Genomic DNA, 18,694 nt, shown 5'->3' with positions numbered 1-18,694 from the left:
AGTAGAGAGTGAGCGGTCCGTCAGGCGCGCGCCGAAAGAATCGCGCTGGCGAGACCGAAGTCTTCCGGATAAGTCACCTTGAAGTTGCGCAGGCTGCCCTGCACGAGCTTCGGCGAGTGGCCGAGCCATTCGATGGCGCTGGCTTCGTCCGTAAGATCGTGGCCGTCGCGGCGCGCACGATCGATCGCTTCGCGCAACATGCCGAGCCGGAACATCTGCGGCGTCTGCGCCTGCCATAAGCCGTCGCGCGATTCGGTCCGCGCGATGCGCGCGCCGCCTGCCGGCGCATCGGGCATGGTCGGTGCGACGCGCTTTAACGTATCCGCGACCGGCAGCGCGAGAATGCCGCCGACGGGATCGTCGCGCAATTCGGCGACGAGCTTGCGAATCAGCTCGGGCGTGATGCCGGGACGCGCGGCGTCGTGCACGAGCACCCAGTCGTCGTCGCGCGCGCCGAATTCCGCCAGCGCGACGAGGCCGTTATAGACCGACGCCTGCCGCGACGCCCCGCCCCGGCGCTGCACCACGAAGCGCAGGCCGGCGAAGCGGCGCGCGTCGAAGTGATGATCGTCCGGTGCGAGGACGACGAGTGTCTGCGAGAATTCGGGGCACGCGTCGAATGCGGCGAGCGTGTAGCCGAGCATCGGCCGTCCCGCGACCGTCTGGTATTGCTTGGGCATCGGCGCGCCGGAGCGGCTGCCGGTTCCGGCGCAGGGAATGAGCGCGAAAAGACGCGCAGTGGTAGACGGGGCGGCGGGCGAAGTCACGAGAGAATCATGTGGCCGAGTCAAAGTGAAGCCCGGATTTTATAATAGGTCTTTCGCGACCACGTCCGGCGCGCGGCTTTTCAGTGGCAGCGCGCGGGCGGTTCAATGCACACCTTATGTCTTCGAAAGCCGTCAACGCGCAGTCCACTTCCCCCATCGCGCTCGTCAAGGCAGGTCAGCGTTTCGTCTTCGACGGCGCTTCCGGCTCCGCCGATGCGCTCGCCATCGCGCGATACCTCGCGGCGCATCGCGAGGCGGTGCCGCTTCTGACGGTGGTTTGCGCGAGCGCCGTCGACGCGCAGCGCCTCGCGGCCGAGTTGCCCTACTTCGCGCCGGACGCCCGCGTGCGCCTCTTGCCCGACTGGGAAACGCTGCCCTACGACACGTTCTCGCCGCATCAGGACCTCGTCTCCGAGCGGCTCGCGACGCTGCACGATCTCGGCGAAGGACGCTGCGACATTCTCATCGTGCCGGCGACGACGGCGCTGTATCGCATGCCGCCCGCGTCCTTTCTCGCGGCCTACACGTTCTCCTTCACGCAAGGCGAGCGTCTCGACGAAGCCAAGCTCAAGGCGCAATTGACGCTCGCGGGCTACGAGCACGTGAGCCAGGTCGTGCGGCCGGGCGAATACTGCGTGCGCGGCTCGCTGATCGACCTGTATCCGATGGGCTCGCCGCTGCCGTATCGCATCGACCTGTTCGACGATCAGGTGGATTCGATTCGCGCGTTCGATCCCGACACGCAGCGCAGTCTCTATCCGGTGCGCGACGTGCGCCTCTTGCCGGGCCGCGAGTTTCCGTTCGACGAAGCCGCGCGCACCGCCTTTCGCAGCCGCTGGCGCGAAGTGTTCGAGGGCGATCCGAGCCGCTCGCAGATCTATAAGGACATCGGCAACGGCGTGCCGTCGGCGGGCATCGAATACTATCTGCCGCTCTTCTTCGATGAAACCGCGACGCTCTTTCACTACTTGCCGCAAGGCTCGCAGCTCGCGTTCATCGGCGATCTCGACGCCGCGATAAAGCGCTTCACGCACGACACGAAGCAGCGCTACGAATTCCTCTCGCATGACCGCGAGCGTCCGCTGCTGGAGCCGCGCCGACTCTTTCTCACGGACGACGACTTCTTCACGTTCGCCAAACCGTTCGCCCAACTGAAGTTTCCGCCGACGCCCGAAGGCGGCTGGGCCGTGCCGCTACCGGGCCTTGCCATCGACCGTCACGCGGACGAGCCGCTGCTCGCGCTGCGTCACTATCTGGAGCAGACGCCGAACCGCGTGATGCTCGTCGCGGAATCGGCGGGCCGGCGCGAGACCATTCAGCAATTGCTCGCGGACAACGGCTTGCGCGGCGAGTTGCACGACGCGTTCCAGGAATGGCTCACGAGCGACGCGAAGTTCACGCTCGGCATCGCGCCGCTCGCGAACGGCTTCGCGCTGCCCGTCGAGCAACTCGCGATCATCACGGAGACCGAACTGTACGGGCCGCTTGCGCGCCGCGCCGGGCGGCGGCGTCAGGAACAGGCGAGCAACGTCGATTCGATGGTGCGCGACCTCGCCGAACTGAAAGTCGGCGACCCGGTCGTGCACGCGCAGCATGGCATCGGCCGATACATGGGCCTCGTGTCGATGGACCTCGGCGAAGGCGAGACCGAGTTTCTGCACCTCGAATACCAGAACGAATCGAAGCTGTACGTGCCGGTCGCGCAGTTGCATGTGATTTCGCGCTACAGCGGCGCGGACCCGGAAAGTGCGCCGCTTCACACGCTAGGCTCCGGCCAGTGGGAGAAAGCGAAGCGCAAGGCCGCGCAGCAGATTCGCGATACCGCCGCCGAGTTGCTGAACCTGTACGCCCGCCGCGCCGCGCGCGAAGGCTTTGCGTTCAAGCTCGATCCGCGCGACTACACCAAGTTCGCGGAGAGCTTCGGCTTCGAGGAAACGCCGGATCAGGCGGCGGCGATAGCATCGGTGATCGCGGACATGACGAGCGGCAAGCCGATGGACCGCCTCGTGTGCGGCGACGTCGGCTTCGGCAAGACGGAAGTCGCGCTGCGCGCCGCGTTCATCGCGGTGATGGCGGGCAAGCAGGTGGCGATTCTTTCCCCGACGACGCTGCTCGCCGAACAGCACACGCAGACCTTCACGGACCGCTTCGCGGACTGGCCGGTGCGCATCGCGGAGTTGTCGCGCTTCAAAAGCACGAAGGAAGTATCGCAGTCGGTGCAGCAGATCAACGAAGGCTCGGTCGATATCGTGATCGGCACGCACAAGCTCTTATCGAGCGATGTGAAGTTCAAGCGGCTCGGGCTCGTCATCATCGACGAGGAACACCGCTTCGGCGTGCGGCAGAAAGAGGCGCTCAAGGCGCTGCGCGCCGAGGTCGACGTGCTCACGCTGACGGCGACGCCGATTCCGCGGACGCTCGGCATGGCGCTCGAAGGCCTGCGCGATTTCTCGGTTATTGCGACCGCGCCGCAAAAGCGTCTCGCGATCAAGACCTTCGTGCGCCGCGAGGAAGACGGCGTGATTCGCGAGGCGATGTTGCGCGAACTCAAGCGCGGCGGTCAGGTGTACTTCCTGCACAACGAAGTGGAGACGATCGACAACCGCCGCGCGATGCTGGAGGCGCTCGTGCCCGAAGCGCGCATCGCGGTTGCGCACGGGCAGATGCACGAGCGCGAGCTCGAACGCGTGATGCGCGATTTCGTCGGCCAGCGTGCAAACGTGCTGCTGTGTACGACGATCATCGAAACGGGCATCGACGTGCCGAGCGCGAACACGATCATCATGCATCGCGCGGACAAGTTCGGGCTTGCGCAGTTGCATCAGTTGCGCGGGCGCGTCGGGCGCTCGCATCATCAGGCGTACGCGTATTTGCTCGTGCATGATCCGCAGTCGCTGACGAAGCAGGCGCAGCGCCGGCTCGAAGCCATTCAGCAGATGGAGGAACTCGGCTCCGGCTTCTATCTCGCGATGCACGACCTCGAAATTCGCGGTACCGGCGAAGTGCTCGGCGACAAGCAATCTGGCGAGATTCACGAGATCGGCTTCCAGCTTTACACCGACATGCTCAACGACGCGGTGCGCGCGCTGAAGGACGGCCGTGAGCCGGACCTCAACGCGCCGCTCGCCGCGACGACCGAGATCAATCTGCACGCGCCGGCCATTTTGCCCGCCGATTACTGCGGCGACGTGCAGGAGCGTCTGTCGCTCTACAAGCGGCTTGCGAACTGCGAATCGAGCGATGCGATCGACGGCATTCTCGAAGAACTCGTCGACCGCTTCGGCAAGCTGCCGCCGCAGGCGCATGCGCTTGTGGAGACGCATCGGCTGCGATTGGCCGCGAAGCCACTCGGCATTTCCAAGATCGACGCGGCCGAGCTTTCCATCGCGTTGCAGTTCGTGCCGAATCCGCCCGTCGATGCGATGAAGATCATCGAGATGGTGCAGAAGAACAAGCACATCAAGCTCGCGGGGCAGGATAAGTTGCGGATCGAGACGCGTAGTCCGGATTTGGCTGTGCGGATTGCTACGGTGAAGGAGACGTTGCGGGCGCTTGGCGGGCCGGTGAGGAAGGCGGTTGCGGCTCGGTGAGCGTTCTGTTTTGTGAACCGCGTGGGTTGCGGCGGGCTTTGATCCCAATGAAGTCGAGCGGCGCGCCGAGTTGTTCGTCTGCCGAGTAAGACGGCTGCGTCTCGCGCGCGAAGGGTTAGCGACAAGAGACAAACGCGCTCTAGCAAAGCGGGCGATGCCGTTGCGAGGGTCGGGTCTCTTCAGAACCTATCGTGGTCTTACTTTGACGTGCGCCAATCCAATCAGCGATTCATTCGCGATTTGCAAGCGGTCAACGCGCGGCGCTGCGTGATCTTTGCTGTCTACTACGCACACGAATGGACCGGACCTCTCTGCTCCACGTAGCAGCTTCTGCAGTCCGCAAATCATTTTTCCTGTATTTTCGCCCCGCTTCTCCGGAGTGGGGTTTCTTACATTCGCTTCTCGTTCGCGCGCTTGTGCGCTCAGAGGTTGACCTTGTTTTGCAACTTCGTTCTCGAATGCGCAGTACGCTGAAAGCTGGAAAACAGAACCGGCTAACTTACGCCGTGGAACACGCTTTACGTGCCACTCGAAACTGGATGGCAATGCATGCTCATTCCGGAGTTCCAGTATTACGATCTCACCCGTTGGGGGCGCGGATACAGTGATATGTCGGCTCGCGCGCTGTATCCGGACGCCGAGCGTGAAACGCTTGCCCGTTCGTGGAATGCGCGACCTTCGAGCGAAATCGATAAGGGCGAGTTGTGGGAGAAATTCCGCTTAAGGCAACTTGCGGACGACCGGGCGGCTTTCGCTCGACACTTTCGCTCCGGTTGGGATTTGCGTTCCATTGTCGGCGCGAAAGCGCTACGCGACATTCAGGCGTTCGTCCGCGACTGGCTGCGGTTGGCACACTGGAAGCTGCCAACCGACAACATCGGAGTGCAGAACCTGCTGATGGATGCGGTGGCATCCGGCCGGCTTGTGCCTGTAGTGAACCGCCGCTATAGGGCAGCGCCGCGCGTCATGCAGCCCGACCCCGCGCCGCAATACTGGCCCGCAATAGGCGGCGGTGGCTATTCGTACCCGGCTGGCGTCTTGACTAGCGCGAAGTTCTTCGCCCTCAAGCGAGCAAACGGCGAACTCCCCGCGCTAGACTCATTCGCTAGCGGCGTTGCAGGCGCTACGCTTGATCCGTTACCCAGTCGAGGCGCTCCCGCTTCGGCGGACAATGGGTTCGACTTGCTCGGTGCGGTGAACTCAGCGGCGGGCATCTTCCTTGGCGGCCGTGACGATGACTTAGACGACCACACGGACGTAGCGGAATTATTGGATGGCGAAGAGAACGATGACAGCGACGACGTCCCGACACCGCTCGGCGATGCGGAAGCGTTCGAATATGGCGATAGCTCACCGACGGACGAGGTGACCGCGCTCGCTGCGCGTGGTGTGAGCGAGGAGCACGAAGCAGAATGTGCCGCACTGTATGACCGAGACATGGATGAATGCAACTTTGCGCGCGCGATTTATCAAGACCCTCGCACCTACGCTTTGTGCGCAGAGCGCGCTTTTTCGAATTACCAAACCTGTAGAGGATATTGAGAATGTCGAAACCCCCACGCGCGACGATTGTTTTCTATGACGAAGAAACACAGCAATTGAAACTGTGTACCGTGTTTCGTCGTGAAGTACAGGCTGTCATTGACCGCGAAATGGCGAGGAGCGGTGGCATGACAATTCCTCCAGACGCCCCAGAGGATAGTTCATTGCCGATCGGGGACGAGGACGCACGCAAGCTCGGCGCTATGGCGATTCTCATGCAAGCAGGCGTGCATGGGGAATTGCGCAAACGACTACGCATCACTACCGCAGAACCGGTTAAGTGGACGACTCCCCAACCACCGACCGAATGACAATCTCGTATAACAGAATGACGAAACGGGCATGGCGGTCCTCGACGAGGCATCGGTCCATCCAGAATTGCGCGACTGCTTATCAATCTTGACTGAATCGCCGAAAGAAAGGCTTAAGCCAAGGCCAAAAGCAGACGCAGTTCCAATCCAACAAGAGAGCCGCCGCTCGAATCGCTTTGTCCTGCTTCCGACTGCCTCGGGAGCGAACCTGACCACGCGCCCAGCGTGTCAAGCGTTACCCTCGTTAGGTCTTCGTTGAGCAATATGCGCGCGGCATTGTCGAACGTCCGCGTACCGGCATGAGCAGCACGGAGCGCCTCTGCGCGCGGCCCTCAGCGTTCTTGATCCGCGCGTAAATGGCAATGCGACCGTCGCGGGTAAGGTGCTGGCCTAACTCCGAGACGAACGCCTCGCGCGTCCATGCCGACTCGCGCGAGTGCCCCCGCCTCGGGGAAGGCCACGCCATGACCGATACGGACACAAGTTCCCCGACGATGTAAGTCGGAAGAAGGCGAGAACGCTGAGAGACAACCGATGCCCGCCGCGGGATAAACGGCACTACCAGACCGCCGCGAAACGAAGCCCCGACAAACGCACCGGCAGTTAGATAAACCCCGCCCGACCCGCCCCATTCTTTTCAGCTATGATCGAACCCTACCCGCAGGAGAGAAAAAATGTCACAGGTCGCTGACCCGGCGCATCGGCAGCAAGAAGCCGCAACAAGCTCGAGCAACCCGAAATCCCTGCCGTGGATCTCACGGCTCATTTCCTTCGATACGGTAAGCCGCAATCCCAACCTCGGCCTCATCGAAACCGTCCGCGACGACTTGCGCAAATCGGGCATCGAAGCCGTCATCACGACCGATCCGCGCGGCCAGTGGGCGAATCTCTTCGCGACCGTGCCCGCGCACGACGGCGAGACCAACGGCGGCATCGTGTTGTCGGGCCATACGGACGTCGTGCCGGTCGACGGCCAGGACTGGGCAAGCGATCCGTTCAAGCCGGAAGTCCGCGACGGCCTGCTCTACGGCCGCGGCGCGTGCGACATGAAAGGCTTCATCGGCGCGGCGCTCGCGATGCTGCCCGTCATGCAGTCGACCAAGCTCGCGAAGCCCATCCACTTCGCGCTTTCGTATGACGAAGAAATCGGCTGCGCAGGCGCGCCGCTCATGATCGAGGACCTCAAGAAGCGCGGCGTGCGCCCCGACGGCTGCATCGTCGGCGAACCGACGTCCATGCGCCCGATCATCGCGCACAAGGGCATCAACGCGTTTCGCTGCTGCGTGCGCGGCGCGGCGGCGCATTCGTCGCTGACGCCGAAGGGTCTCAACGCCATCGAATATGCCGCGCGCCTGATCTGCTTCATCCGCGATGTCGCCGACGAATTCCGCGCGAAAGGCCCGTTCGACGAACTGTACGACGTGCCCTTCACCACCGCGCAGACGAGCACCATTAAGGGCGGCAACGCGCTCAACACCGTGCCCGCCGAATGCACGTTCGACTTCGAATTCCGCAATCTCCCGACGATGGACCCGGAAGCCATCTTCGCGCGCATCGAGTCGTACACGCGCGAGACGCTCGTGCCGAAGATGCAGAAAGAGCACGCGAACGGCGCCATCGAGTTCTCGAAGATCGCGTCCGCGCCGGGGCTCGATGCCACCGAGCAGGCCGCCATCACGCAACTCGTGCGCGCGCTCACCGGCAACCAGGAAAAGCGCAAGGTCGCCTACGGCACCGAGGCGGGACTCTTCGCGCTCGCAGGCGTGCCGAGCATCGTGTGCGGGCCGGGCAACATCGAGCAGGCGCACAAGGCGAACGAGTACGTGTCGCTCGAACAACTCGCCGCCTGCGAAGCGTTCCTCGGCAAATTCATTCACAGCATGTCGGTCGACGCGCAGGCGCGCTGATCGGTCCATCGGAAAACGCATTGCACGCCATGTCCAGCGCGATACAGCCTACCGACAACACGATCGACGGCACGCCGATCCCGACGCTCGACGAGATCGCCGAACAGCATATGGCGCTCGCGCCGTGGGTCGCGCGCACGCCGGTTTTCGAGCGGCACGACTTTCCGAAGCTGGAAGGCACGCCCGTCACGTTTAAGTTCGAACTGTTGCAGGCGAGCGGCACGTTCAAGGCGCGCGGCGCGTTCTCGAACATCCTCGCGCTGACCGAGAGCGAGCGTGCCGCGGGCGTCACCTGCGTGTCGGCGGGCAATCATGCGGTCGCGGTCGCTTACGCGGCGCAGCGCATGGGCGTCGGCGCGAAGGTCGTCATCATCAAGACGGCGAACCCGGCGCGCGTCGAGTTGTGCCGGCGCTTCGGCGCGGACATCGTGTTCGCGGAGAACGTCGCGGACGCATTCGATGTCGTGCGGCGCGTCGAAGCAGAAGAAGGACGCGTGTTCATCCATCCGTTCAACGGCTATCGCACGGTGCTCGGCACGGCGACGCTCGGCTATGAGTGGACATCGCAAGCGCCCGATCTGGATGCGGTCATCGTGCCGATCGGCGGCGGCGGGCTCGCTGCGGGCGTCTCGACCGCGATGCGCCTCGCGAATCCCGCGCTGCACGTGTACGGCGTGGAGCCGGAAGGATCGGATGCGATGAGCCGCAGCTTCGCGGCCAACCATACGGTGAAGATGGGCGCGATGCACGGCATCGCCGATTCGCTGATGGCCCCGCATACCGAGCAGTACAGCTACGAGCTGTGCCGCCGTCATATCGACGCCGTCGTAACCGTGTCCGACAGCGAGTTGCGCAACGGCATGCGGCAGTTGTTCAGCGAACTGAAGCTGGCGGTCGAGCCGGCGTGCGCGGCGTCCACCGCCGCCCTGCTCGGCCCGCTGCGCGAGACCTTGCAAGGCAAGCGCGTGGGCCTCCTGCTCTGCGGGACCAACACCGACGCCGACACCTTCGCGAAGCATATCGCCACGCCCTGATGTGCAAACGGCCCCTTCCGGGGCCGTTTTTTACGCTTGCATGCGTGAACGCATCAACTCACCGCCGCGAGCCGCCGCCGCTCGCTGCGCTGCATGAAGACGTTCGCCGCGATCACGCCCACCGTCACCAGCGCGATAAAGAGCGTCGCCAACGCATTCATCTCCGGATTCAGGCCGAGACGCACGCGCGAAAACACGACGAGCGGCAGCGTAGTCGATCCCGGTCCGGACAGGAACGCCGACAGCACGAGGTCGTCGATAGACAGCGTGAACGACAGCAGCCAGCCCGCGACGAGCGCTTGCGAGATGAGCGGCAACGTGATCGAGAAGAACACGCGCAGCGGGGTTGCGCCCAGATCGAGCGCGGCTTCCTCGAGCGACGGATTCAGTTCCCGCACGCGCGATTCCACGATGATCGCGACATACGAGATGCACAGCATCACGTGCCCGATCCAGATGGTGAAGATCCCGCGCCCTGCCGGCCAGCCGATCAGCTTCGCCATTTCGACGAAAAGCAGCAGCAGCGAGATGCCCTGAATGACTTCGGGAATCACGAGCGGCGCGTTGATCATGCCGGTGTACAGCGTGAAGCCGCGAAAGCGCCCCATGCGAGCCAGCACGAAGCCCGCCCATGTGCCGATGACGACCGACGCGCACGCCGTCAGAAACGCGATGCGCAGCGACAGCCACGCGGCATTGATGAGTTCGTCGTCGGACCACAGCGCGCGATACCACTTCAGCGAGAACTCGGTCCACACGGTGACGAGCGGCGAGTCGTTGAACGAGTACACGACGAGGCTGATGATCGGGATATACAAGAACGCGAACCCGATTCCCAACGCCGTGATTTGCAGCGAACGGCTCGGCTTGATCATCGGTTTTGCTCCAGTTGCTTCGCCTGGAAGTGCTGGAAAAGCGCCATCGGCACGAGCAGCAGCAGGACCATCGCGCACGTGACGGCAGAAGCCATCGGCCAGTCGGCGTTATCGAAGAACTCGTTCCACATGACGCGGCCGATCATCAGCGTATCCGCGCCGCCGAGCAGTTCCGGAATCACGTACTCGCCCACCGCCGGAATGAACACGAGCAGGCATCCCGCGATGATGCCGTTCTTCGACAGCGGCAGCGTGATCTGCACGAACGCCTTCCACGGCTTCGCGCCCAGGTCGTAGGCGGCTTCGAGCAAGGTCAGGTCCATCTTCACGAGATGCGCGTAGAGCGGCATCACGAGAAACGGCAGATACGAATACACCATGCCGATATAGACGGCGATATTCGTGTGATACAGCTCGATCGGCGTATGAATCAGGCCGATGGACATCAGGAAGCTATTCAGGAGTCCGTTGTTCTTGAGAATGCCGATCCACGCGTACACGCGAATCAGGAACGAGGTCCAGAACGGCAGCATCACGGCCATCATCAGCACGTTGCGCGTGGCCGGATTGGACCGCGCGATGTAATACGCCATCGGATAGCCGATCAGGAGGCACAGCACCGTCGAAACCGCCGCGACCAGCAGCGAATTCATGTAGGTCGCGAAGTACAGGCTGTCGGTCAGCAGGAACGCGTAGTGCGAGAAATCGAGCGCGATGTTCATCACGCCGTCTTTCATCGCCACGAGTTGCGTGTACGGCGGAATGCCGAGTTCGCTGTCCGCGAAGCTGATCTTCACGACCAGCAGGAACGGCACGAAGAACAGCAGCAACAGCCACAGATACGGCCCGGCGATGACCGCGGTGCGCCCGCTCACGCCGATGCGCTTGAGCACGTTCATCATCATGACGTCAGCACCACGCCCGCCGACGCGCTCCAGCGCACGTAGACTTCGTCGTCGAATGTCGGCGATTCGATCTCGCCGATCGCGAGGCTGGACAAATTCGCGACCACGGTTTTGCCGCTTTCGAGCGTCACGTGATAGAGCGTGTAGCCGCCCATGTACGCGATGTTGCTGATCTTGCCGCGCCCCCAGTTGAACGCGCCTTCGGGCGGCTTGCGCGTAAGCGCGATGCGCTCGGGACGCACCGAAATGGTCACGGGCATGCCGAGCGGCCCGGTGATGCCGTGACTCACGTACAGGCGCACCGGCAGTTCCGCCGATTCCACGAAGATGTGGTCCGGCTCGTCTTCGACCACCGTGCCGTCGAAGAGATTCGTCGAGCCGATGAACTGCGCCGAGAAACGCGTGTTCGGATACTCGTAGACATCATGCGGCGTGCCGAGCTGCACGATGCGGCCTTCGCTCATCACGGCGAGGCGGTTCGCCATGGTCATCGCTTCTTCCTGGTCGTGCGTGACCATGATGCAGGTGACACCGACCTTGTCGAGAATGTTCACGAGCTCCATCTGCGTGCGCTGGCGAATCTGCTTGTCGAGCGCGGACATCGGCTCGTCGAGCAGAAGCAGCTTCGGACGCTTGACGAGACTGCGCGCGAGCGCCACGCGCTGCTGCTGGCCGCCGGAAAGCTGATGCGGCTTGCGCTTCGCGAACTGCGCCATCTGCACGAGTTGCAGCGCGTTCTCCACGCGGTCCTTCAGCTCGCCGCCCTTCACGCCTTCCTGCTTCAGCCCGAAGGCGACGTTCGACTCCACGCTCATGTGCGGAAAGAGCGCGTAGGACTGGAACATCATGTTGACCGGCCGGCGGTAAGGCGGCATCTTCGCGAGGTCTTCGCCGTCGATCAGAATCTGCCCTTCCGTCACGGATTCGAGGCCCGCGAGCATGCGCAGCAGCGTCGACTTTCCGCATCCGGAACTGCCGAGCAGCGCGAAAAGCTCGCCCTTCTTCACCGACAGATCGACGCCCCGAACGGCCACCGTCTCGCCGAATTTCTTGACGACGTTCACGACCTGCACGAAGTTGTCGTCCGTGCCCGGACCAGATACCGCACTGCCCGGCTGCGGCCGGCCCGATTTTGGCGCTGCCTTCAACGCGCTCGACTGCTCACTCATGATTGCCTGTTCGACTCCTGCACCTGTGGTTCGCCGCTAGTCACCTGCGCCGACGAATCACGAACAAAGCCCCCGGAGGTCCGAGGGCTTCGTCATTTCAATGAATAACCGGTTCTCTCGACTTAGCGGCCGGACTTGAATTCCGTCCAGAGCCGCGTCTGCAAACGCTGGATCTCGGGCGGCAACGGCTTCAGCAGGAACAGGGTCTTGAGGACGTCCTGCGGCGGATACACCGCCGGGTCGTCCGCCACGTCCTTGCTCACGTACTTGCGCGCTTCCAGATTCGCGCTCGGGTAGTACACCCCGTTGGTGATCGCGGCATGGACCTGCGGCGTCTCGATGTAGTTGATCCACTCGTGCGCGGCTTCCTTGTTCTTCGCGTCCTTCGGAATGGCCATCACGTCGAACCAGATCGGCGCGCCGCCCTTCGGAATGTAGTAATCGATCTTGAACGGCTTCTTCGCCTCGACGGCGCGGTGCTTGGCGATCACCACGTCGCCCGACCAGCCGTACGTGAAGCAGACGTCGCCGCCGACCATGTCGTTGATATAACCCGACGAATTGAACTGCGTGATGTAGGGGCGAATCTTCTTCAGCATCGCGAGTGCTTCGCGATAGTCCGCCGGATTCGTGCTCATCGGGTCCTTGCCGATGTAGTGCAGCGCGGCCGCGAACATCTGGTCCGGCGCGTCGAGCACCGACACGCCGCATGCCTTCAGCTTCGAGATGTTCTCCGGCTTGAAGAGGATGTCCCAGTTGTTCAGTTCGGCGTTCGCGCCGAGAATCTGCTTCGCCTTGTCGACGTTATAGCCGAGGCCGGTCGTGCCGTACGCCCAAGGCACCGCGTATTTGTTGCCGGGGTCCGCGCCCGCGACGAGTTGCATCAACGTGGGATCGAGATACTTCAGGTTCGGCAACTTCGACTTGTCGAGCGGCGCGAAGATGTTCGCGGCAATCTGCTTGCCGGCGTAATTGCTCGTCGGCACGACGATGTCGTAGCCCGAGTTACCCGTGAGCAGCTTGGCCTGCAGGGTGTCGTCGCTGTCGTAGTTGTCGTACTTCACCTTGACGCCCGTCTGCTTGGTGAAGTTCGGGATCGTGTCCTTGGCGATGTAGTCCGACCAGTTGTACACGTTGAGTTGCGTATCTTTCGCCGATGCCCCGAGCGGAAGCAGCATCGCCGCGCACCCGAGCGCGCCCGCGAGCTTCGCCAGTTTGTTGTTCATCTCGATTCTCCCTTGTTCCGACTTCTCGATGGCATCGCGCACGCGGTCCGCCTCTTCTGGTCGAGCAGCCCGCGACAGCCTGTAAAACCCCGAAAACTACCACTAAACCGAAGTGCGACAAAAAATAATGCGCCGCTTGTCGCGCAAAGCACACGGGCGACGGCGCCGACGCCCTTCGCCCGCAAAAGTGCGCGCATTTTAGCCCCTATTCGCCCCGGGCGACACCGGATAAAACCACGCGCTTCAGTTCGCAGAACGTCATGGCGCGAGACATTCGCCCGTCCGGCGGTCGCGTGGCGCTTTCATCCCGCCGCGACAAGGCGCGCGTCGCGTTTTTGGGCTTCGGAAACAGTCAGCGGAACAGTCGTTGCTTAACCAACCGGCGTGCGTCGCGGGAAAGCGTCGCCGTCGTGGCATCCGTCACGCTTATCCGTCACGCACGCTGCCACGGCGGCCTCGGGAACCGCCCGAGCGCGCCGTCGCACCGCACTTCGAGGCCACTGTCTGCATGAACACCAATCCGTCCGCGCTTGCTCAACTCTCCGCCTCGAAGTCCGGCGCACCGTCGCGCCCCGGCACGCGCGATGTCCCGCCCCGGCGCCCTCGCGGCCGCTGGTATTCGTTCGCCGGAGCCGGCGCGCTCGTCGCCGTCGGCTACATGGACCCCGGCAACTGGGCGACGGCGCTTTCCAGCGGCGCGCGTTACGGCTATCAGCTGCTCTTCGTCGTGCTGCTCGCGAGCCTGATGGGCATGCTGCTCCAGTGGGTCGCCTCGCGCGTCGGCGTCGTCACGGGGCGCGATCTCGCGCAGCTCTGCCGCGAACGCTACAGCCGCCGCACGACCATCCTGCTGTGGCTCGCGTGCGAAGTCGCGATCATCGCGTGCGATGTCGCGGAAGTGGTCGGCAGCGCGGTTGCGTTGCAGATGCTGCTCGGCGTCTCGCTCACGGTAGGCGTGCTGATGTCGGCGGTCGGCACGTTCGCGATGCTGGCGCTGCAAAGCCGCGGCAAGCGGCCGTTGCAGCGCGCCGTGACCGCGCTGATCCTGTTCGTGAGCTTGTGCTTCGTGATCCAGCTTGCGCTCGCGCATCCGGCGTGGCATGAGGCGCTGGCAGGCTTCGCGCCGCCGCGCGCCCTGATCCGCGACGCCGGCATGCTGTGGCTCGCGGCCGGCGTGCTCGGCGCGACCGTCATGCCGCACAACCTCTATCTGCACTCGTCGCTCGTGCGGGACCATGCGGCGGACCGCGACGACGAAGCCATCGGCGACGCGCTGAAGGGCGTGAACATCGACACGTTCGCGTCGCTTGGCATCGCGTTCATCGTCAACGCGTCGCTCTTGATCGTGGCGGCCGCCGTCTTCCACGCGGGCGGCCACGCCGAAGTCGACGATCTCGCGGACGCGCATCGGCTCATCGCGCCGCTCGTCGGCAGTCACTGGGCGGGCATTGCGTTCGCGTCGGCGCTCCTCGCGTGCGGACTCAACGCGACGGTGACCGGCACGCTCGCCGGCCAGGCCGTGATGGAAGGCTTTCTGAACCTGAAGGTGGCGCGCTGGGCGCGGGCGCTGCTCACGCGCGGGCTGGCGATCGGCCCCGCCCTCGCGGCGGTCGCCAGCTTCGGCCAACACGGCTCGAACTCGCTGCTCGTCGCCACGCAGGTCGTTCTCAGCGTGCAGCTGCCGCTCGCGGTGATCCCGCTCGTGCGTTTCGCTTCGGATGCCGGGCTCATGGGCCGCTGGCGCGTCGCGCGGGTGCCGCTCGTGCTGTCGTGGGGTTGCGCGGGCGTGATCGTCGCGCTCAATGCCGCGATGCTCTGGCAAGCGGCGACGGGCCATTGAACGTGCCGCATCGCAGACGAGAGCGAGCCGGCGTCCGGGCAAGGTCGGCGTCATCCGGTTAGGATCGAAGGTTATCGCGCTTCGTCGGACGCAGCGAGACCGCAGTCCGACGATCCCCCTTTGCCAACAGGATGCCGACTACATGGCCTCAGGCCCCCGCTTGCTTACGATTCCGTTCATCGACCTCCCAACCCGCCGCGCGCTGCGGTGCATGTTCCTTGTGTTCGGTCTCTCGACCGGCACCGCCGCGCACGCGACCGTCGCCGTGCTGCAACCGGCGCGCGAAGCGGCGGCCACGCAGCCGCTCGAACTGACGCTGCTCTACACCGACGACGACAGCAAGCCGCTCACCGTGGACGTGCCGAAGCAACTCACCGTGCGCCTGACCAACGGCGACTTGCCGCCCGCGCCGCTCGCTCTCGCGCGCGATCCGAAGACGCCCGACCGCCTGCGGCTCGCGCCGGGACAGTATCGGCGTGTGCGCTATTCAGCGCCGTGGCCGGACTCGGCGCGCGGCACGATCAAGATCGATCCTGTGGGCTTCGATGCCTCGCCGATGCTCGTCACGCTGAACCGCGGCGAGGATCAGATGCAGGTGGTCGCCGCGGAGAAGCGCGAGACGCAAGCCGCGACGCCGACGCAACTCGCAAGCGCGGCGGCCGTTGCGAACACGTCCGCCGTACCGACCACGACGACCGACACCATGCTCTCGGGCCGCTTCTCGACCTTCGAGCCGATCTACTTCGCCGACGGCCACAACGGCGACAATCTCGCCAAGTTCCAGTTCAGCTTCAAATACCGGCTGCATCTGCCCGACGATCCGCGCTCGCGCGGCTTTCTGGACAACCTGTATTTCGCGTACACGCAGACGTCCATCTGGGATCTGTCGGCACCGTCCGCGCCCTTTCGCGACACGAGCTATCAGCCGCAGCTTTTCTACTACGTGCAGGACACCGGCTGGAAGAGCCCGCTCTTCACGCGCATGGGCGTGACGGCGGGTATCGGGCATGAGTCGAACGGGCGAAGCGGCGCAGAGTCGCGTGGAATCAATATCGCCTTCGTGCGGCCAACGTGGGATTTCGGCGACATCAACAGCAATCACCTGACGCTATCACCGAAGTTCTATTACTACCTGTCGAAGAGCGACAACCAAGATATCGCGGATTATCGCGGCTATGTCGATTTCCTCGTGAAATACGGCAGCCCGGATGGCTGGCAGCTCGCGACGACACTGCGCAAGGGCACGAAGCACTGGTACGGCAGCGTGGATTCGCAACTGACCTATCCGCTCGCGAAGCTGATCGGCAGTGCGTGGGGCGGCTATGTGTTCGTGAGCTATTTCAACGGCTACGGCGAGGACATTCTGGACTACAACCAGCGACATCACTGGATCGCGCGGATAGGCTACAGTATTGCCCGCTGATTCTTTTCCTACGATCCCGCTCATGTCTTCGATTCTTCACGACCTTCCCGACAGCCCTTGCATCGGCGTGTGCTCCACGCTTTTCGACGAAGTCTGCAAAGGCTGCGGCCGCACGGCGGGCGAGGTCTCGAACTGGGTGTTTCTGAGCGACGAGGAGAAGCGCGGGATCTGGGAGCGGATCACGCGCGAGGCAACCGCGATGCGGTTTCGCAATGACAAGGTGTGAGCGTTGGCGGTTGCCTGACACGACAAAACGGGCGTCTGCAAACGAAAAAAGCCGCGAACGCGGCTTTTTTCCCTTCAGCGGCCGAACTCGCCGACTTACTGAATCCCCTGGCTCGCCAGAAAATCCTCGTAGTTCCCGCCGAAGTCCCGCAGCGTGCCGTCCGTCTTCACTTCGATGATCCGGTTCGCCAGCCCGCTCACGAACTCGCGGTCGTGCGACACGAAAATGAGCGTGCCTTCGAACTTGTCCAGCGCGATCTGCAGCGACTCGATCGACTCCATGTCCATGTGATTCGTCGGCTCGTCCATCAGCAGCACGTTGTGGCGGCCGAGCATCAGCTTGCCCCAGATCATGCGGCCCTTCTCGCCGCCCGACAGCACCTTCACGTTCTTCTTGATGTCGTCCGCGTTGAACAGCAGCCGGCCGAGCGTGCCGCGCACCATCTGGTCGTCGTCGCCTTCCTGACGGTACTGGTCGACCCACTCGGTCAGCGTCTCGTCCTTCGGAAACTCTTCGTACGTGTCCTGCGGCATGTAGCCGACATTCGCGTTTTCCGCCCACTTGACCGTGCCGCCGTCCAGTTCCAGCGCGCCCTTCAGCGCCTTGAGCAGCGTGGTCTTGCCCGCGCCGTTCTCGCCGATGATCGCGATTCGTTCGCCCGGCTGCACGCTCAAGTTGAAGTTCTGGAAGATGGTGCGGTCGTACTTCTTCGTGATGCTGTCGGCCACCACCGCGATGTTATGCAGCTTCTTCTCGAAGTCGAAGCGGATAAACGGGTTCTGCCGCGACGACGGCTTGAATTCCTCGATCTTGATCTTGTCGATCATCTTCAGGCGGCTGGTGGCCTGGCGCGCCTTCGACTTGTTGGCCGAGAAGCGGCGCACGAAGTCCTGCAGGTCGGCCACGCGTTCCTTCGCCTTGGCGTTCGCGGCCTGCTGACGCTCGCGCGCCTGCGTGCTCGCGAGCATGTAGTCGTCGTAGTTGCCCGGCCAGATTTTCAGCGTGCCGTAGTCCATGTCCGCCATGTGCGTGCAGACCTGGTTCAGGAAGTGCCGATCGTGCGAGATGATGATCATCGTCGAGTTGTACTGGTTGAGCACGTCTTCCAGCCAACGGATCGAGTTGATGTCGAGGTTGTTGGTCGGCTCGTCCAGGAGCAGCACGTCGGGCTTCGAGAACAGCGCCTGCGCGAGCAGCACGCGCAGCTTCCAGCCCGGCGCGATGTTGCTCATCGGGCCGTTGTGGTCGGCAATGTTGATGCCGATGCCGAGCAGCAGTTCTCCCGCGCGCGCTTCGGCGGTGTAGCCGTCGTATTCCGCGAACTTCGCTTCGAGTTCGGCGGCGCGCATGTAGTCGTCGTCGGTGGCGTCGGGGTTCGCGTAGATCGCGTCGCGCTCGGTCATCGCGGCCCACATTTCGGTGTGGCCCATCATGACGACGTCGAGCACGCGCATGTCTTCGTACGCGAACTGGTCCTGACGCAGCTTGCCGAGACGCACGTTCGGCTCCAGCATGACGTTGCCGGAACTGGGTTCGAGATCGCCGCCCAGAATCTTCATGAACGTCGACTTGCCGCAGCCGTTCGCCCCAATCAGGCCATAGCGATTGCCTTCGCCGAACTTGACCGAGATGTTCTCGAAGAGGGGCTTGGGCCCGAATTGCATGGTGATATTGGCGGTAGACAGCACGGCGCGTCCTTTCGAATGGAGTACGGCGAAAAACCTGAGATTTTAGCAGCTTTTGACGGCTTTTTCGCCGTCTGAAGCCGTTATGCGGGCGGTTGTCCGGCGCGGCATCCGGCAAAAATGCCCGCGATGCGGCCGTCCGGCCGCGAAGCGCGCGCCGAAAGCGCCGCGGGGGCGCGGCCCTCGTTGGACCG

At 63.5% G+C, this 18,694-nt stretch carries 14 protein-coding genes; 8 read left to right on the top strand and 6 right to left on the bottom strand.

Annotated features, from left to right (window positions below):
- Positions 1-20 precede the first annotated feature (20 nt).
- Complete coding sequence (gene ispD, locus LDZ26_RS06105; RefSeq protein ID WP_244848609.1) at positions 21-680, bottom strand: 2-C-methyl-D-erythritol 4-phosphate cytidylyltransferase; 660 nt, start codon at positions 678-680, stop codon at positions 21-23.
- A 203-nt stretch (positions 681-883) separates the two neighbouring features.
- Here ispD and mfd point away from each other — a divergent pair, with 203 nt between their 5' ends.
- The 5 genes from mfd to LDZ26_RS06080 all read left to right on the top strand — a co-directional run bounded on the left by mfd (position 884) and on the right by LDZ26_RS06080 (position 9,151).
- On the top strand, positions 884-4,357 hold the full coding sequence (mfd, locus tag LDZ26_RS06100; protein ID WP_244848608.1) for a transcription-repair coupling factor: 3,474 nt from the start codon (positions 884-886) through the stop codon (positions 4,355-4,357).
- 549 nt (positions 4,358-4,906) lie between these two features.
- Positions 4,907-5,899, top strand: a complete 993-nt coding sequence (locus tag LDZ26_RS06095) for a hypothetical protein (RefSeq protein WP_244848607.1) — start codon at positions 4,907-4,909, stop codon at positions 5,897-5,899.
- 2 nt (positions 5,900-5,901) lie between these two features.
- A complete protein-coding gene (locus LDZ26_RS06090; RefSeq protein WP_244848606.1) occupies positions 5,902-6,210 on the top strand; it encodes a hypothetical protein in 309 nt (102 codons plus the stop codon).
- Between the two features lie 674 nt (positions 6,211-6,884).
- A complete protein-coding gene (argE, locus tag LDZ26_RS06085) occupies positions 6,885-8,117 on the top strand; it encodes an acetylornithine deacetylase (RefSeq protein ID WP_244848605.1) in 1,233 nt (410 codons plus the stop codon).
- Positions 8,118-8,146: 29 nt separating this feature from the next.
- Positions 8,147-9,151 (top strand): threonine/serine dehydratase, encoded by a 1,005-nt coding sequence (locus LDZ26_RS06080; RefSeq protein ID WP_244848604.1) that lies wholly within the window; start codon positions 8,147-8,149, stop codon positions 9,149-9,151.
- Positions 9,152-9,204: 53 nt separating this feature from the next.
- On the opposite strand, the gene LDZ26_RS06075 is transcribed toward LDZ26_RS06080, so the two are convergent.
- The 4 genes from LDZ26_RS06075 to LDZ26_RS06060 form a co-directional block, all read right to left on the bottom strand.
- The gene (locus LDZ26_RS06075) at positions 9,205-10,023 is read right to left on the bottom strand and encodes an ABC transporter permease subunit (protein ID WP_175940647.1); all 819 of its coding nucleotides are present in this window, start codon (positions 10,021-10,023) and stop codon (positions 9,205-9,207) included.
- A complete protein-coding gene (locus tag LDZ26_RS06070; RefSeq protein ID WP_244848603.1) occupies positions 10,023-10,931 on the bottom strand; it encodes an ABC transporter permease subunit in 909 nt (302 codons plus the stop codon). The genes LDZ26_RS06075 and LDZ26_RS06070 overlap by 1 nt, the downstream gene beginning before the upstream one ends.
- Complete coding sequence (locus LDZ26_RS06065) at positions 10,928-12,100, bottom strand: ABC transporter ATP-binding protein (protein WP_244848602.1); 1,173 nt, start codon at positions 12,098-12,100, stop codon at positions 10,928-10,930. The genes LDZ26_RS06070 and LDZ26_RS06065 overlap by 4 nt, the downstream gene beginning before the upstream one ends.
- Positions 12,101-12,222: 122 nt before the next feature.
- The gene (locus LDZ26_RS06060; RefSeq protein ID WP_244848998.1) at positions 12,223-13,278 is read right to left on the bottom strand and encodes a polyamine ABC transporter substrate-binding protein; all 1,056 of its coding nucleotides are present in this window, start codon (positions 13,276-13,278) and stop codon (positions 12,223-12,225) included.
- 556 nt (positions 13,279-13,834) lie between these two features.
- Here LDZ26_RS06060 and LDZ26_RS06055 point away from each other — a divergent pair.
- The 3 genes from LDZ26_RS06055 (at position 13,835) to LDZ26_RS06045 (ending at position 16,815) form a co-directional block, all read left to right on the top strand.
- Entirely contained in the window at positions 13,835-15,166 is a 1,332-nt protein-coding gene (locus LDZ26_RS06055; RefSeq protein ID WP_244848601.1) for an Nramp family divalent metal transporter, read from the top strand.
- 211 nt (positions 15,167-15,377) lie between these two features.
- Positions 15,378-16,589, top strand: a complete 1,212-nt coding sequence (locus LDZ26_RS06050) for a phospholipase A (protein ID WP_244848996.1) — start codon at positions 15,378-15,380, stop codon at positions 16,587-16,589.
- Between the two features lie 22 nt (positions 16,590-16,611).
- Complete coding sequence (locus LDZ26_RS06045; protein WP_244848600.1) at positions 16,612-16,815, top strand: DUF1289 domain-containing protein; 204 nt, start codon at positions 16,612-16,614, stop codon at positions 16,813-16,815.
- 95 nt (positions 16,816-16,910) lie between these two features.
- On the opposite strand, the gene LDZ26_RS06040 is transcribed toward LDZ26_RS06045, so the two are convergent.
- Positions 16,911-18,503 carry an ABC-F family ATPase gene (locus LDZ26_RS06040; RefSeq protein WP_244848599.1) on the bottom strand — a complete coding sequence of 531 codons (1,593 nt, stop codon included), beginning with the start codon at positions 18,501-18,503 and terminating at the stop codon, positions 16,911-16,913.
- Positions 18,504-18,694 lie beyond the last annotated feature (191 nt).

The sequence above is a fragment of the Caballeronia sp. SL2Y3 genome, assembly GCF_022879575.1.
Taxonomy (GTDB): domain Bacteria; phylum Pseudomonadota; class Gammaproteobacteria; order Burkholderiales; family Burkholderiaceae; genus Caballeronia.
This window is presented reverse-complemented; position numbering and strand designations above follow the sequence as displayed.